Source organism: Pistricoccus aurantiacus (assembly GCF_007954585.1).
Classification (GTDB): domain Bacteria; phylum Pseudomonadota; class Gammaproteobacteria; order Pseudomonadales; family Halomonadaceae; genus Pistricoccus; species Pistricoccus aurantiacus.
The window spans coordinates 989837-1004788 of sequence record NZ_CP042382.1 but is presented as its reverse complement, the minus strand read 5'-3'; the positions used below and the strand labels follow the sequence as shown (position 1 = coordinate 1004788).

Sequence of the window (14952 nt, the reverse complement as noted above, 5' to 3'; positions counted from 1 at the left end):
AAAACTTTAGTGTGCCGATCGGGACAAAAGGCAATCCACCTATCGAACCACGCAATCGTCACATTCGCCGGCCCACCAGGGTCATCCCCGGTAGGCCCTTGGTCAGATACCCTTCGACCAGCACGTCCGGCGTTTCCAGTCCCAAGCTTGCCCGGCTTTTGATGATAGCCAGTGTCATGCGTGTTCCTTGTTGTGGCTCTTGATCGTCAAGCTGTGATTATCGATGACGAACCGATAAATCAGGCGTCGGGACGTTTAGATTTTGCTGTATCGGATGTCTTGTTATCGGCGGTTCCTTGTTTGGCATCAGTAGTTTCTTCCTCCGCCATGGCGCGCTTGGCCTTGGAGGAGGCGGCATCTTCCTTGGATCCCATCCGACTTTTATCCTGGGGTGTGGCGTTTCCTATGCTGTTCCCCGATGTAGCGATAGCAGGCTTGTGGGAGTGACCCTCCCGCTTGTCCAAAGCGCTCTCCAAGGCGGCAACTTGCTTTTCCAGCGCCTCGACCCGGCTGCGGGTGCGCTGCAGCACATCCATCAGAATGTCGAAGTCCTCCCGGGAAACCAGTTCCAGCCGATCGAAGGCGCCCCGCACGACCTGCTGCACCCCTCGCTGGAACTCTTCGGGAGCGTGGGACGCCCCTTGCAAACGCTCGCCAAGCTGCTGGGCCAGTCGGCTGATACGATCCTGAGTCGACATTGCTCAATACTCCTTCATCGAATTGACACTTGTCAGGATACGCAAGGACGGTCCTCAACGCATGCTTCCGATCAACGCAGCCTCAAGCACCAACGCGCCGAATTGGTGCAGAAGGCCCGTGCCCTCAGCGTTTCACGCTTACCGGAACCTTGGAATAAAAAAACAAGCCATTGCCATATAAAGCGTTTCCTGAAAGTGGCACGGTTCTCGCTTTAGCTCTTTTGAACGGGTTTCGACTCGCCTACCATCTGCGCTAAAGGGATACCCAGGAATGACGGAACTCTCGCAACTGAGCTACGCGCTCGATACCTTTTACATTCTGATCTGCGCGGTACTGGTGATGTGGATGGCGGCGGGCTTCGCCATGCTCGAAGCGGGTCTTGTACGGGCCAAGAATACCGCGGAGATCCTGACCAAGAACATCGCCTTGTTCGCCATTGCCTGCACGATGTATCTGCTGGTGGGCTACGCCCTGATGTATTCCGGCGATCCCGGTGGGCTGCTGCCGAACCTCGGCGTGCTGATCGGTCAGGAATATTCGCTCGAGGAACTGGGCGGCAGCGACGCGCCGGTCTATGCCCAGCGGGCGGATTTCTTCTTCCAGGTAGTGTTCGTCGCCACCGCCATGTCCATCGTTTCCGGCGCGGTGGCGGAGCGCATGAAATTATGGAGCTTCATGGCCTTCGCGGTAGTGATGACCGCCGTGATCTATCCGGTTTCCGGCTACTGGACCTGGGGCGGCGGCTGGTTGAGCGATCTCGGCTATGTGGATTACGCCGGTTCCGGCATCGTGCACCTGGTGGGTGCCTCCGCGGCGCTGGCCGGGGTGATCCTGCTGGGGCCAAGGCGGGGCAAGTACGGCCGCAATGGCGCCATTCAGCCGATTCCCGGCGCCAACATGCCCTTGGCGACCCTGGGCACCTTTATCCTGTGGATGGGCTGGTTCGGCTTCAACGGCGGCTCGGAGCTCAAGCTCTCCGATGCCACTTCCGCCAACCATATCGCCCAGGTGCTGGTGAACACCAATGCAGCCGCCGGGGCCGGCCTGCTGGCTGCCCTCATGCTGGCCAAGGCCTGGTTTCGCAAGGCGGATCTGTCGATGATCCTCAACGGCGCCCTGGCGGGGCTGGTGGCGATCACCGCAGATCCGCTCTCGCCTTCGGCTCTGGGCACGCTGGGGATCGGTGCCCTGGGCGGAGCACTGACTACCGTGGCTATCGTGATGCTAGACAAATTCCGGCTGGACGACCCGGTAGGGGCCATTTCGGTGCATGGGGTCGCCGGTATCTGGGGCATTCTGGCGGTGCCGCTTGGCAACGCGGAGGCCTCTATCGGCATTCAGCTGATCGGCACCGTCACGCTTTTCGCCTGGAGCTTTCTGGCGAGTCTCGGCCTGTGGTGGCTGCTCAGGCGCAGCGTTGGGATTCGTGTGAGCGAGGCGGAGGAATACGAGGGGGTCGATCTGAGCGAATGCGGCCTGGAAGCCTACCCGGAATTCACCATCGGGAAGTGAGTCGATGCGGCGAGCGGTGTATGCTGCGCTTATATGCAACTCATTGATGCGATCCACTTACAGCAACGAGGAACGACTCATGAAACTGGTGACGGCCATCATCAAGCCCTTCAAGCTCGACGACGTGCGGGAATCACTTTCCGAAATCGGCGTACAGGGCATCACCGTGACCGAGGTGAAGGGTTTCGGACGCCAGAAAGGCCATACAGAACTGTATCGTGGCGCGGAATACGTGGTGGATTTCCTGCCCAAGGTGAAGCTGGAGGTCGTGGTGGACGACGACATGAGCGAACAGGTCATCGACGCCATCACCCAGGTCGCGAATACCGGCAAGATCGGCGATGGCAAGATCTTCGTCTCGACCCTGGATCAGGTGATTCGCATCCGCACCGGCGAGACCGGCAAGGATGCAATTTAGAAGAACAGGCTGACCCCAAGCCGTGCGCTTGGGGCTGTTCTTACAGCGTTCAGTTGCGCGCTTCGGCCTTGCCCCTTATTTCTCGACGAAAGCGCGCTCGATCACGTAGCCGCCGGGCTCGCCTTGGCGCGGAGAGATACTGAAGCCCAGCTCGTCGAGCAGGAGGCTGGTGTCGTCGAGCATATTGGGACTGCCGCAGATCATCGCGCGATCCTGCTTGGGGTCGATGATCGGCAAATCCGCATCGCCGAACAGCTTGCCGGTGCGGATATGATCCGTCAGGCGGCCCATGGTATGGAATGTTTCGCGAGTCACCGTGGGATAGTAGACGAGCTTGGCGGCGATCTCTTCACCAAGATACTCGTGGTTCGGCAACTCCTTGGTGATGAAGTCCGCGTAGGCCAGTTCATTGACGTTGCGCACCCCGTGCACCAGTACCACCTTCTCGAAGCGCTCGTAGACTTCCGGATCCTGGATCAGGCTCATGAAAGGCGCCAGGCCGGTACCGGTGGCAAGCATGTAAAGATTGCGACCCGGCAGCAGGTCGTCCACCACCAGGGTGCCCGTGGGCTTGCGGCTGACCATGATATGATCGCCGACTTTCAGGTGCTGAAGGCGCGAAGTCAGGGGACCGTCCTGAACCTTGATGCTGAAGAACTCCAAGTGGTCCTCGTAGTTGGGGCTGGCAATGGAATAGGCTCGCATCAAGGGCTTGCCTGCGACTTCCAGGCCGATCATCACGAACTGACCGTTCTTGAAGCGCAGGCTGCGCTCCCGGGTGGTGCGAAAGCTGAACAGCGTGTCATTCCAATGATGCACGCTCAGCACGTCCTCCAAGGCAAATTTGCTCACCGCCGGCTCCTTATTCCAAAAAGAAATATAAAAATTATTTAAATAATTAATAAATTATAAAACATCCGGGAATATCTGTTAAATGGATAATCTGGATAAACCTTATCCATACTATGAATATCGATGGCTTTCCTGGAATATCGCGATGCGCTACACCCTGCGTCAACTCGAAGTCTTTGTTGCCGTTGCCCAGCATGAAAGCGTGTCCCGTGCGGCCCGGGCACTAGCGCTTTCCCAGCCCGCCACCAGCACCGCCCTGGCGGAACTGGAGCGTCATTTCGACTGCCAGCTGCTGGATCGCATCGGCAAGCGCCTGAAGCTGAACGCCCTGGGGTTTCAACTGCTGCCCAAGGCGGTGGCGCTGCTGGACCGTGCGGAGGAAATCGAGGAGTTGCTGCGCGGCCAGCAGGGCATCGGCTCCCTGGACGTGGGCGCTACCCTGACCATCGGCAACTACCTGGCGACGCTGCTGGTCAGCGATTTTCTCAAGCGCCACCCCAACAGCCGCATTCGCCTGAGGGTGCGCAACACTCAGGCAGTGATCGAGCATATCCTGCATCACGAACTGGATCTGGGGCTGATCGAAGGAGACTGCCAGCACCCGGACGTGGTGCTGCAGCCCTGGGTGGAGGACGAGCTGGTAGTGTGCTGCGCGCCGGGGCATCCGTTGGCCAGCCGGCTCCCGCCGGACATGGAACATCTGCTGAGGGAAAGCTGGATCATGCGGGAGCAGGGGTCCGGCACCCGCTCGACCCTGGAACAGGCGACGCGACACCGGCGCGGACGTTTCAACATCCTGCTGGAACTGGAGCATACCGAAGGCATCAAACGGGCGGTGGAATCCGGGCTGGGCATCGGCTGCATTTCCCGGCTGGCACTGCGAGACGCTTTCCGGCGCGGCAGCCTGGTGCCCCTGGAGACGCCGGAACTGGATCTGCGCCGCCAGTTCGCCTTCGTCTGGCATCGCCACAAGTACCTCTCCACCGGCATGCGCGAATTCCTGCGACTCTGCCAGCAGATGACCGAAGGCATCACCCGCAGCGACGAAATCGAGCTGCCTTCGGTACTGTGAACAGGAGTCATCCGCGCGAATTGTGCGAACCATTCCTTATCCTGGATTCAAGCTAGCGCCTCCAAGCCTTGTTGCCGCTTTTGCTTGGTTATTGGCAATATCGACGACAGGGGCTGCGGCGCCTCGTCACGCCGCGCTGCCAGGGTAAAACCTCCCACGATCTGAGCCAGACGCTGAGATTGCTCCTGCAAGTGCGCGGCGGCGTTGGTGGATTCCTCGACCATGGCGGCGTTCTGCTGGGTCATGCGGTCGAGTTCGGCGACGGCCTCGTTGACCTGACCGATGCCCTGGCTCTGCTCGTTGGTGGCGGCACTGATCTCGCCCAGCACGTCGGTGACTCGCGCCACGCTGGCGACGATCTCGTCCATGGTCGCCCCGGCGTTGCGCACCAGCTCCGCTCCGGCCCGGGTCTTGTCCGACGAGGTGTCGATCAGTTGCTTGATCTGCCGGGCGGCATCGGCGCTGCGGCTGGCCAGCTGACGCACCTCACCGGCCACTACCGCGAAGCCGCGCCCCTGTTCGCCGGCTCGGGCGGCTTCCACCGAGGCGTTGAGGGCCAGCAGGTTGGTCTGGAAGGCGATGCTGTCCATCACCGTGACGATCTCGGCGATCTGCTTCGAGGAGGTTTCGATCTCGTCCATGGTCTGCACGACCCGGCTGACCGCCTCGCCGCCGCGACTCGCCACGTCCGAAGCTGACTCGGCGAGCTGATTGGCCTGGCGCGAGGACTGGGCGGTGTGCTCCACGGTGCTGGTCAACTGCTCCATGGACGCCGAGGTTTCTTGAATGTTGGAAGCGGCGGTTTCAGTGCGCCCCGATAGATCCTGGCCGCCCATGGCGATTTCGGATGCCGCGACTCGCACGTATTCGCTGCTCTCACGCACGTCCAGCAGCACGTCGTTGATCTTGTCGGCGAAGGCATTGAACTGGGTGGCCAGCTCCGCGGTCTCGTTGCGCCCCTTCACCGGCAGACGCTGAGCCAAATCGCCGTCGCCGGAGCAATGTCGTGCATGCGCCCGGCTAATTGACGCAACGGGCGGGCGATGCTGGAGCCCACGAACCAACTGGCTACCAACCCCAGCCCGGCAATCAATAGCCCCATCAGGCTCATACCCAGAATGTCGGCGGTGCGTTGCCTTTCCATTCCGGCTTGCAAGTCGTTCAGTCCCGCCAGGACAGCGCTCTCGGGAAGGCGGATGGACAGTACCCAAGGCTTGGGATTGTCGCCCACCTTGAAAGGCCAATGGAGCTCGAACTGGCTATCGGTCTCGTTGAACTCATAAAGTGCACCACTGCCTTGGGCTCTAGCGAAGCTCGTCAGTGCCTCTTCGGACACCGCTTCCTTAGCTAGGGTGCTCAGATTGCTTGCATTGGCGGTGTCGGCACCGATTACGCCGTGGGATGAGATCAGCCGCATCTCCCCGGCTCCTTGATACAAGGACTGGTTGGCCTCGCGGAGCAACCCCTGGATGAAATCCAAGGATAGATCGACCCCGGCGATGCCGCGAAACTCGCCCTCGACCATGATCGGCGCATTGAAAGAGGTGAGCATCTTCGTCTCACCGTTGTAATCGTAGAAATGTGGATCGGTGATGCAAGCGCGCTTGTTCTCCTTTACACAGAGGTAATACTCCCCTTTACGGAATCCTAGGGAATCGAGTTCTTCGTTCTCCAGGTCACTGCCCAATGGAAAGACCTGCATCTCGCCGTTGGCGTCGCGATACCACCAAGGCATGAAACGACCATTTTCATCGAAACCTTCTTCGGTTTTACTAAGAAAGTCCGAGTCGTTGCCGAAAGCATTGGGCGCCCAGCCGATGAAGGCGTCCAATAGCTCAGGATTTTCGATGACGGTATCGCGCACCAGGTTGGAAAGTTCCTCGCGGCTGAGTTGCAACAACGGCTCGCCATTTGCGTCGCGCTTGCCCATCAGGGCGTTGGTGGCCGCCAGGTTGCGTCCCAGCGTCATGGCATGCTCCATGCGGCCTTGAATGGCTTCGGCCTGGGCCGATGCCAGCACCATCAGGCGCTCTTTGGTACTGCTTTCGATTAGCTCTCGGGTCTGGGCTTCCACCGCTGCCTGGGAACGCGAGGTCGAGATGACCGAATAGAGGACTAATGCCGCAACGACCGTCAGAATACAGGCACCGACGAGCACTACGACGAACGAACGTAGAGATTTGAAATGCATGGATAGATATCTCGGGCGATAGTACTAACAAGGGATGATCTGATACCGCCGCATTGAAGAGGCAGCCTTGTATTAACTATCGTCATGAGCGCACGAAGCTTGAGCCTGTATCGATTACCCCCAGCTTCACGACCGCTGAGCATGCCTGGCATTCTGACGGAGAGCCCGCTTCTTCAAAGACCAGCGGCCCGGCAAGTGCCCGGGCCGCTGTCGCTCATCCACTTACCACTCAGGCCGGTGAGTGCCATCCTGCCGGTACCTTTACAGAGAGCGCCATTGGCTTCGATCAGGCTCTGCTGAATGAAGTCCGTACTTAGATCGGCACCGGCTACACCAAGAAACTCACCGTCGACGGTGACCGGTACCTTGAGAAAAGCGCCGCCTATTTCAGATCGCTGATCGCGTCCTTGATTTCGTCAAGGCTGGCCTTGGAAAGGTCCTTCGACAGGGTATGAATGACGAGCTTCTGGGTGGGCTTGTCCAGGTTGTCCTTCAGCAGACCGAGGAATTTCGGTGGCGCCACCAGAATCAGCTGCTCGAGATCGTTCTTGACTCGGGCGTCGTAGAGCCGATCCGCCACCTGCTTGGCAAACATCTCGTCCTCGTGCTCGGAGGCCACGTTCTCGCCGCCGGCGCCCCGGGACGTGGTCGAGGTGGACTCGTGCACGTCGCCGCGGCTGTCCGTGACCAGATCGCCTTCGTGCAGTCGCCCTTCCGCATGGGCCAGGTTTTCCTTCTCCGTCATCGAAGCATTGTCACGCAGGAAAATCCGTGCCCGGGCCGCATCCGCCACTACAATGTAGGTCGTCATACCAACTCCTTTTATGACTCTCGTTTCCAGTACGCTTACCATCATCATTCCTTATGGAGATTGGCAAGCCAGGTCTCAAGGGTCAACTTTCTAATCAGTGATGCGGTTTCAGCCTCGTAATATTAAGTGGTATGGCGCCCTACGGTCTTACCAAAGCGTGCTATACCTAAATGAGGCGTCGCGAACGGAAGCGAAGCAACACTCAAGAAACGCCATTCAGTGACAACCCTGTCGACCAGATAGCGAGAGTAAGGATACTGGTATTGTGCCTGGCCGACTCACGCGCCCCGAGGTGAGTCATGCATATTGCCATCCGACTCCTTATCGCCTGTCTTTTGGTTCCGCTAGCCTTCACATCTCGACCGGCTTTCGCCGACACTCCCCTCGTCATCGGCACCGCAAACCCCGTCGGGGTCTATCACGTCGCCGGGCGCGCCATCTGTCGGATCGTGGATTTTCCTTGCACGACTCAACCAAGCGCGGGGTCGAGCGCCAACCTGGAGGCGATTCGTCAGGGCGAGCTGTTGGTGGCCCTGGCACAATCCGATCTCCAGTACCATGCGGTAAAAGGGAGCGAATCCTTTGCGGGCATCGGCCCGGACGACAAGCTAAGAGCCGTGTTCTCCCTGCACAGCGAACCCTTCACCCTAGTGGTGCGCCGCGATGCGGGTATTCGCGATTTCGAGGATCTCGTGCACCACGCCGTGAATATCGGCAATCCGGGATCCGGTCAGCGCAGCACCATGCTGCAGCTGATGAAAACCCGCGGTTGGTCCAAGGATGATTTCACACTGGTCAACGAACTGCCGGCGAATCAGCAGTCGATAGAACTTTGCCACGGCAATATTGATGCCATGGTCTATGCCGTGGGCCACCCCAATGCCTCGGTGGCCCAGGCTATCCGGCTCTGCGACGCAGCCATGGTCGATCTCCGCGGCAATGCCATCGACCGCCTGATCGAACAGAATCCTTACTTCACCCACGCCTGGATTGCCGGTGGCCTTTACGGCGTGGATCAGCCGGCGGTACGTACCTTCGGTGTCAAAGCAACCCTGGTGGCTTCCGAAGATGCCGATCCCGAGTTGATCTATCGACTGGTGGCCGGGGTCTTCGACTATTTTCCACGCTTCAAGGCCTCTCACCCGGCATTAGGCCTGCTGACACCGCAAGGCATGGTGCAGGAAGGGCTTACCGCCCCTCTTCATGAAGGCGCCTTGCGCTACTACCGCGAGCAGGGATGGATCGAGGACACCCGGCTCGCCAAAGCCACTGAAGAAACCACCATGGAAGAGTCAGCCACGGACGAAACGTTAGCCAAGTGAGCGTTTTACGAGTCGAGCAAGCGCTGCATGAACGGCGGCAGGCTCAGGGCGCCGCGATGGATGGCCGCGCTGTAGTACTCGAGGCCGGTGAGATCGTCCGCATCGGTTTCGCGGAAATCGCTCACGTTGCTGCCCTTGCCCGCGAGGGTGACGCTCCACCAGCCGGAGGGATAGACCGGCTGGGGAAAGGGCAGGGTGGCCACGCTGTCGAAGCCTGCTTCAAGCATGTCCCGGCGCAGTTCGCGAATGATGCTGCCGCTGTGGTAGAGCGGCGATTCGCTCTGCTGCACCAGCACGCCGCCGTCCTTGAGGATGCGCTGGCAGCGGGCTAGGAAATCCACCTTGAACAGCCCTTCCGCCGGCCCCACCGGATCCGTGGAGTCGATGATCAGCACGTCGATGCTGGCCTCCGGCGCTTCCTCCACCCATTTCACGCCATCGGCGAACCGGAGCTCCGCCCGAGGGTCGTCATTGGATTCGGTCAGCGCCGGAAAACATCGCTCCGCCGCCTTGGTGACTTCCTCGTCGATATCGATCTGGGTGACCTGCTCCACCCCGGGATGCCTGAGCACCTCTCGCAGGGTGCCGCAGTCGCCGCCGCCGATGATCACTACCCGCCTGGGGTCTCGGTGGGTGAACAGCGCAGGATGGGCGATCATCTCGTGATAGAGGAAGTTGTCCCGCTCCGTCAGCATCACACAGCCGTCCAGCACCATCAGGTTGCCGTAGGTTCGCGTGGCATAGACCTCCAAGTGCTGATAGGGACTCGTCACGTCCAACAGCTTGTCCGTGATTTCCAGGGAGAAGGCGCTGCCTTCGTCGGCGAATGTTTCCGTAAACCAATGCTCGTCCAGAGTCGATGACATGGAAAAATCTCGTATTGAATAAGGATGGATCATGAGAGGTCGGCAATATTCCGGTGCCGGTGCAACCAGTAGCGCAGCATCGCCAATGCCGATACTGCCACCAGCGCTCCAAGGCTATTGGCGAGAATATCCGCCCAGTCGCCGCCGAAACGGCCGGGTACCAGGATCTGAGCGTACTCCATCAGGATACCGTAGCCGATGGACAGCGCCAGAGTCGACGCGAGCCGCCAGCTCGCCAGCCCCAGGAGACCGGCGAGCCCGCCGTAACCGATGAAATGATTGAGCTTGTCCCAAGGCAGGTTACTTGGCAGCTCGTCACTCGGCGTCAGGCTGCCCCAGGCGATGAACAGAGCCGCCAGCAGGGCCAGCAGCGCGAATCCGCGTCGGTAACGCCTTGCCATGAATCACTCCGGTGCGAGATCGAGACGCCGATGGTAGGCGGGACTCAATTCATGCAGGGCGTCCATGAAGGCAGTGACATGATCCGGGTCGGTAAACTGGCTGATGCCATGGCCCAGATTGAAGACATGCCCGGTGCCCTCGCCGTAGCTGTCCAGCACCCGCGCCACCTCCGCGCGAATCGCCGAGGGCTTGGCGAACAGCACGTTGGGGTCCAGGTTGCCCTGCAGGGCGACCCGATGGCCGACCCGGCTTCGGGCGTCGGAGAGCTCCGTGCTCCAATCAAGCCCGAGCGCGTCCGCGCCTACCGAGGCCATGTGCTCGAGCCACTGCCCGCCGTTCTTGGTGAACAGGATCACCGGCACCTTGCGACCCTCACGTTCACGGATCAACCCGGCGACGATCTGCTCCATATAGCGCAGGGAGAATTCGAGATAGGCCGGGGTGGAGAGCGCACCGCCCCAGGTGTCGAAGATCTGCACCGCCTGGGCCCCGGCGCGAATCTGGGCGTTGAGGTAGTCCGTCACCGCCTGGGCCAGCACATCGAGCAAATGATGCATGACGTCCGGGGTGTCGTAGAGCATCGTCTTGACGTGACGGAAGTCCTTGCTGGAGGCGCCTTCTACCATGTAGGTGGCCAGGGTCCAGGGGCTACCGGAGAATCCGATCAAGGGCATTCGGCCGTTGAGCTCGCGTCGAATGGTGGTGACCGCGTTCATCACATAGTCGAGATCCCTTACCGCGTCCGGCGCCTTGAGGGCGTTGACCTCCTTGGCGCTTCTCACCGGCTTTCTGAATTTGGGTCCCTCACCGGTCTCGAAATAAAGCCCCAGGCCCATGGCGTCCGGAATGGTCAAAATATCCGAGAACAGGATTGCCGCGTCCAGCGGATAGCGCTCCAGGGGCTGCAGGGTGACCTCGCAGGCACGGTCCGTATCCCGGCACAGATCCATGAAGCTGCCCGCCTCGCCGCGCACGCGGCGATATTCCGGCAGATAGCGCCCGGCCTGGCGCATCATCCATACCGGCGTGCGGTCCACCGGCTGGCGGGCCAAGGCGCGCAGGAAACGATCGTTGTCGAGTTGCATCGCGATTTCATCCTTGCGAGAAATTTGCCGTCATTGTAACGGAAGACGCGGCTTCAGGCTTGGATCCCGTGCCTATCGGCTCGAGGGGCAGCGCGGGGGGGGTCGTGAGCCCGGGCCGCGATGCTGTTAAACTGCGCTGCTAACGACTCGACCCATTCGCCCTTCCTTGATCGCCGCTCGGCTCACGCGAGGTTTATCGTGACAATTCGCTTCATCGCCGTTTCCCGGCTGCCCACCCCCTGGGCTACCTTCTCCATGCACGGTTTCGAGGACGAGGCCACCGGCAAGGATCATATCGCCTTGACCCTTGGCAATATCGCCGATGGCGAGCCGGTGCTGGGACGGGTGCACTCCGAGTGCCTGACCGGGGACGCGCTTTTCTCGATGCGCTGCGACTGCGGCTATCAGCTGCAGGAAGCGCTCAAGCGTATCGCTCGGGAGGGCCGCGGCGTGCTGCTGTATCTACGCCAGGAGGGCCGCGGCATCGGCCTGTTGAACAAGATTCGTGCCTACCACCTGCAGGACGAAGGAGCGGACACGGTGGAGGCCAACGAGAAGCTCGGCTTCGCCGCGGATCTACGCCGCTACGATCTTTGCGTACCGATGCTCGCCCATCTGGGGGTAGCGTCTCTCAGGCTGATGACCAACAACCCCCGCAAGGTTGATGCTCTGACCCGGGACGGCGTCAAAGTCGTCGAGCGTATCGCCCTGACCACCGGCCTCAACCCGCATAACGAGCAGTACCTGGCCACCAAGGCGGGCAAGCTTGGCCATATGATGTCGCGAGAAGACTTCGTCGCCGCCCAGGACGTGGATATCGAACGCAAGCCTTGAAAAGGCTTCATTGCAATAGGCCCCGCGTATCCAAAATACGCGGGGCCCATGTTTAGCCAACTCGTTTAACTGGCGAGTATCAAACTCAACGTGCGAAGGGCGCGATCACTCCGCCTCGATCGGTTTCATATCTCACTCGTTGAGTAGCGCTTGAGGACCAATCGGCGAAGGGTGCCATGTTGATTCCACCGACACGCCCGTCCATCTGGCGCTTGCTGACGACGGCCGTGAGACAGACCCGGTTGCTGCGCGGCTGGCGATGGGCGGCGGATTTCCATAAAAAGTGCATTGCAACGCCCAGGCTGACGTATAGCACTACAAAAAAGCCTGCGATGATTGCTGTCATCAATTTCTCCAAACTCAAAATCGACTTAATCTTAAGTCGTACGACCTTAGTATACTTTCTATAATGCTGCACCGCAACCACTTAGCAGACAATCAATGTTATTTTATAATTATATCAACTACTTATAAATTGCTGCGCTGCAGTGTTCAAGGTGTTTCACCGTCAATGGAATGAACAATGGATTCAACGTTTAATCGGCCATTTGGTCGAACGCTTGAAGCCGGCGTTTGATTGAGGCGAGCGTAGCGGCCTGATGAACGGCGGCTCCAGAGCCTGACGAAATCGATACGGAAGACAAACCATGACGCCATCGACTCATTCGGATCGCCATTTGAATAGCAATGAGTACAGCGTCGTCGAGGAACTGTGGCACAGCATCAGCCACGGTATCGGCGCGCTGCTGAGCCTCGTCGGCATGGTGGTGTTGATCATCCTGGCAAGCCTGATGGCACCAACGGATGCCTGGACCCTCGTCGGCGTGAGTCTTTACGGCACTACCCTGGTGCTTCTCTATAGCGCCTCGACGCTTTATCACGCGGCGCGGCAACCGCGCTGGAAACGCCTGTTCAAGCTGCTCGACCACTGTGCCATCTATACCCTGATCGCCGGCACCTATACGCCCTTCCTGCTGGTCAATCTGCGCGGTTCGCTAGGTTGGACGCTCTTCGGGGTGGTGTGGAGCCTGGCGCTGGGCGGCATTGTTCTCAAGCTGATCTGGCCGCAGCGCTTTGGCGTGTTGCGGGTGGCGATCTATCTGATCATGGGCTGGCTGATCCTGGTCGCTGCCGGCGAGATGAGCCAGCATCTCACCTCCATCACGATCGCCCTGCTGGTCGCCGGCGGCATCACCTATACCTTGGGAGTGATCTTCTACGCCATCCCGGCCATTCCCTTTCATCACACCATCTGGCACTTCTTCGTGCTGGGCGGCAGCGTCTGCCATTACTTCGCCGTCTATACGGCACTGATGCGTTGAGGAACGGTTCAGGACGCCTCCCGCGTCGCCGAGCGCGTGCTCCATAGCCGATTCAGGCCATAGGCCAGTATCAGCAGCGTCGCCAATCCACCCGCCAGTGCCACTATGCCCGGCACCAGACCCGCCAGGAAAAACGCCACTATGGCGCTGACGCCGGTGCATAGCGCATAGGGCAGCTGGGTGCGTACGTGATCGATATGGTCACAGGAGGAACCTGCGGAAGACAGGATGGTGGTATCGGAAATCGGCGAGCAGTGATCGCCGAAGATACCGCCGCTGAGCACCGCCGCCACCGCTAGCGCCAACGATATGTCCAAGGCCATCGCCACCGGCATGGCGATAGGGATCATGATGGCGAAGGTGCCGTAGGAAGTGCCAGTGGTGAAGGCCACCAGGCCGCCGAGCAGGAACAGCAGCACCGGGATCAGGCTGGGCGGCACGCCCTGCTGTACCAGGGCGACCAGATAGTCTGCGGTGCCCAGGCTCGAGGTCACGCTGCCGATGGACCAGGCGAGAATCAGGATGATATACACCAGAGTCATGCTCTTGATGCCCATCACGAAGAGCTCCATGGCTTCGCGAAAATCGAAGAGCTTCTGCTGCATGCCCATGGCAAACCCCACAACCACCGCAATAAAGGTGGCCAGCAGGATCGACAGCCCGCCTTCCGCTTCGCCTATCGCGATGACCAGATCGTTCTCGGGAAAATTGCCGGTCCACAGGAACAGCGGCGGAATCAGCCCTACCAGCACCAGAATCGGCACCAGCATGTTGCGCTTGCGCGAACTCTCTTCCGGCACGCCTTGCATTTCCGTCACCGCCCGATCGGAAGGCGGCTGGGCGTCGTCCGCCAGCAGCTTGCCGGTGCTGCGAGCGCGTTCCTCCGCCGCCGCCATGGGGCCGAAATCCCGCTGGGTCACCACGATGAACAGAATCATGCCCAGGGCCAGCCAGGCATAGAAATTCAGCGGAATCGTCGTCAGATAGGTCACGTATTCGGAGCCGGAGATTTCCAGCGCATCGAGCTGGGTGCCGATCAGTCCCATGACGAATACCACCCAGGTGGACACCGGCCCCAGCAAACACATGGGGGCGGAGGTGGAATCGACGATATAGGCAAGCTTTTCCCGGGACACCCGCATGCGATCGGTGATCGGGCGCATCACGCTGCCCACGGTCAGCGCATTGAAGTAATCCTCGAAGAAGATCAGCACACCGAGGCCCATGGTGGCTCCCTGAGCGCCGCGAGCGGTACCGACCTTGCGAGAAATCGCCTTGGCGATGGCCTGGGCGCCCCCGGTACGCTGCAAGAGCGTGATCAGCACACCGAACAGCCCGCAGTAGATCAGCACCGTGGCGCTCCATTCGTCGCCGGCGCTGGGAATCACGAAATCCTTGAAACTGGCGTATAGCCCGATCAGCGGATTCCAGCCGTTGAGCATGGTGGCCCCCAGCCAGACACCGCAGAACAGCGCGGGAATGACATTGCGCGTCAACAGCGCCAGGGCGATGGCCAGCAGCGGCGGCAACAGGGAAAGGCTTGCGAATTCCATGCGGGGTTCTCCA

At 60.1% G+C, this 14952-nt stretch carries 13 protein-coding genes and 2 pseudogenes; 6 read left to right on the top strand and 9 right to left on the bottom strand.

The window, feature by feature from the left end; translation table 11 throughout:
• Window positions 1–454 precede the first annotated feature (454 nt).
• Window positions 455–698, bottom strand: a pseudogene (locus FGL86_RS18070) (accessory factor UbiK family protein); the annotation flags it as partial.
• Between the two features lie 271 nt (window positions 699–969).
• On the opposite strand from FGL86_RS18070, the gene FGL86_RS04780 reads away from it, so the two are divergent.
• Both FGL86_RS04780 and glnK read left to right on the top strand, forming a co-directional pair.
• Window positions 970–2211 carry an ammonium transporter gene (locus FGL86_RS04780; protein ID WP_147183525.1) on the top strand — a complete coding sequence of 414 codons (1242 nt, stop codon included), beginning with the start codon at window positions 970–972 and terminating at the stop codon, window positions 2209–2211.
• A 79-nt stretch (window positions 2212–2290) separates the two neighbouring features.
• Complete coding sequence (glnK, locus tag FGL86_RS04775) at window positions 2291–2629, top strand: P-II family nitrogen regulator (protein ID WP_147183524.1); 339 nt, start codon at window positions 2291–2293, stop codon at window positions 2627–2629.
• Between the two features lie 75 nt (window positions 2630–2704).
• On the opposite strand, the gene FGL86_RS04770 is transcribed toward glnK, so the two are convergent.
• Window positions 2705–3481 (bottom strand): ferredoxin--NADP reductase, encoded by a 777-nt coding sequence (locus tag FGL86_RS04770; RefSeq protein WP_147183523.1) that lies wholly within the window; start codon window positions 3479–3481, stop codon window positions 2705–2707.
• A 145-nt stretch (window positions 3482–3626) separates the two neighbouring features.
• Here FGL86_RS04770 and FGL86_RS04765 point away from each other — a divergent pair, with 145 nt between their 5' ends.
• Window positions 3627–4553, top strand: a complete 927-nt coding sequence (locus FGL86_RS04765; protein WP_147186087.1) for a LysR family transcriptional regulator — start codon at window positions 3627–3629, stop codon at window positions 4551–4553.
• A 47-nt stretch (window positions 4554–4600) separates the two neighbouring features.
• Here FGL86_RS04765 and FGL86_RS17900 read toward each other — a convergent pair.
• Window positions 4601–6744: pseudogene (locus FGL86_RS17900) on the bottom strand (methyl-accepting chemotaxis protein).
• Between the two features lie 382 nt (window positions 6745–7126).
• Window positions 7127–7555 (bottom strand): host attachment protein, encoded by a 429-nt coding sequence (locus FGL86_RS04750; protein ID WP_147183520.1) that lies wholly within the window; start codon window positions 7553–7555, stop codon window positions 7127–7129.
• 299 nt (window positions 7556–7854) lie between these two features.
• Between FGL86_RS04750 and FGL86_RS04745 the strand changes: the two genes are divergently transcribed.
• Window positions 7855–8877, top strand: coding sequence for a TAXI family TRAP transporter solute-binding subunit (locus FGL86_RS04745; RefSeq protein WP_147183519.1), 1023 nt, complete (start codon window positions 7855–7857; stop codon window positions 8875–8877).
• Window positions 8878–8882: 5 nt separating this feature from the next.
• On the opposite strand, the gene speE is transcribed toward FGL86_RS04745, so the two are convergent.
• From speE to hemE, 3 genes are read right to left on the bottom strand one after another with little or no spacing between them, the layout of a single operon-like run.
• Window positions 8883–9743: a polyamine aminopropyltransferase gene (gene speE / locus FGL86_RS04740; protein ID WP_147183518.1), complete on the bottom strand. Its 861-nt coding sequence runs from the start codon at window positions 9741–9743 to the stop codon at window positions 8883–8885.
• Window positions 9744–9772: 29 nt separating this feature from the next.
• The gene (locus FGL86_RS04735) at window positions 9773–10144 is read right to left on the bottom strand and encodes a VanZ family protein (RefSeq protein WP_147183517.1); all 372 of its coding nucleotides are present in this window, start codon (window positions 10142–10144) and stop codon (window positions 9773–9775) included.
• A gap of 3 nt (window positions 10145–10147) precedes the next feature.
• A complete protein-coding gene (gene hemE, locus FGL86_RS04730) occupies window positions 10148–11230 on the bottom strand; it encodes a uroporphyrinogen decarboxylase (RefSeq protein WP_147183516.1) in 1083 nt (360 codons plus the stop codon).
• A gap of 198 nt (window positions 11231–11428) precedes the next feature.
• Here hemE and ribA point away from each other — a divergent pair, with 198 nt between their 5' ends.
• The gene (ribA, locus tag FGL86_RS04725; protein ID WP_147183515.1) at window positions 11429–12064 is read left to right on the top strand and encodes a GTP cyclohydrolase II; all 636 of its coding nucleotides are present in this window, start codon (window positions 11429–11431) and stop codon (window positions 12062–12064) included.
• Window positions 12065–12149: 85 nt separating this feature from the next.
• Here the strand turns inward: ribA and FGL86_RS04720 are convergent, their stop codons facing one another.
• Window positions 12150–12410, bottom strand: a complete 261-nt coding sequence (locus FGL86_RS04720; RefSeq protein WP_147183514.1) for a hypothetical protein — start codon at window positions 12408–12410, stop codon at window positions 12150–12152.
• A 301-nt stretch (window positions 12411–12711) separates the two neighbouring features.
• Here FGL86_RS04720 and trhA point away from each other — a divergent pair, with 301 nt between their 5' ends.
• Window positions 12712–13386 (top strand): PAQR family membrane homeostasis protein TrhA, encoded by a 675-nt coding sequence (gene trhA / locus FGL86_RS04715; RefSeq protein WP_147183513.1) that lies wholly within the window; start codon window positions 12712–12714, stop codon window positions 13384–13386.
• A gap of 8 nt (window positions 13387–13394) precedes the next feature.
• Here trhA and FGL86_RS04710 read toward each other — a convergent pair whose 3' ends face one another.
• Window positions 13395–14939, bottom strand: a complete 1545-nt coding sequence (locus FGL86_RS04710) for a Na+/H+ antiporter NhaC family protein (protein ID WP_147183512.1) — start codon at window positions 14937–14939, stop codon at window positions 13395–13397.
• Window positions 14940–14952: the final 13 nt, after the last annotated feature.

Excerpts from the sequence above, each read along its gene's own strand:
- FGL86_RS04780 (WP_147183525.1), top strand. The coding sequence starts at position 970 with ATGACGGAACTCTCGCAACTGAGCTACGCGCTCGATACCTTTTACATT.
- glnK (WP_147183524.1), top strand. The coding sequence starts at position 2,291 with ATGAAACTGGTGACGGCCATCATCAAGCCCTTCAAGCTCGACGACGTG.
- FGL86_RS04765 (WP_147186087.1), top strand. The coding sequence starts at position 3,627 with ATGCGCTACACCCTGCGTCAACTCGAAGTCTTTGTTGCCGTTGCCCAG.
- FGL86_RS04750 (WP_147183520.1), bottom strand. The coding sequence starts at position 7,555 with ATGACGACCTACATTGTAGTGGCGGATGCGGCCCGGGCACGGATTTTC.
- FGL86_RS04745 (WP_147183519.1), top strand. The coding sequence starts at position 7,855 with ATGCATATTGCCATCCGACTCCTTATCGCCTGTCTTTTGGTTCCGCTA.
- speE (WP_147183518.1), bottom strand. The coding sequence starts at position 9,743 with ATGTCATCGACTCTGGACGAGCATTGGTTTACGGAAACATTCGCCGAC.
- FGL86_RS04735 (WP_147183517.1), bottom strand. The coding sequence starts at position 10,144 with ATGGCAAGGCGTTACCGACGCGGATTCGCGCTGCTGGCCCTGCTGGCG.
- hemE (WP_147183516.1), bottom strand. The coding sequence starts at position 11,230 with ATGCAACTCGACAACGATCGTTTCCTGCGCGCCTTGGCCCGCCAGCCG.
- FGL86_RS04720 (WP_147183514.1), bottom strand. The coding sequence starts at position 12,410 with ATGACAGCAATCATCGCAGGCTTTTTTGTAGTGCTATACGTCAGCCTG.
- trhA (WP_147183513.1), top strand. The coding sequence starts at position 12,712 with ATGACGCCATCGACTCATTCGGATCGCCATTTGAATAGCAATGAGTAC.
- FGL86_RS04710 (WP_147183512.1), bottom strand. The coding sequence starts at position 14,939 with ATGGAATTCGCAAGCCTTTCCCTGTTGCCGCCGCTGCTGGCCATCGCC.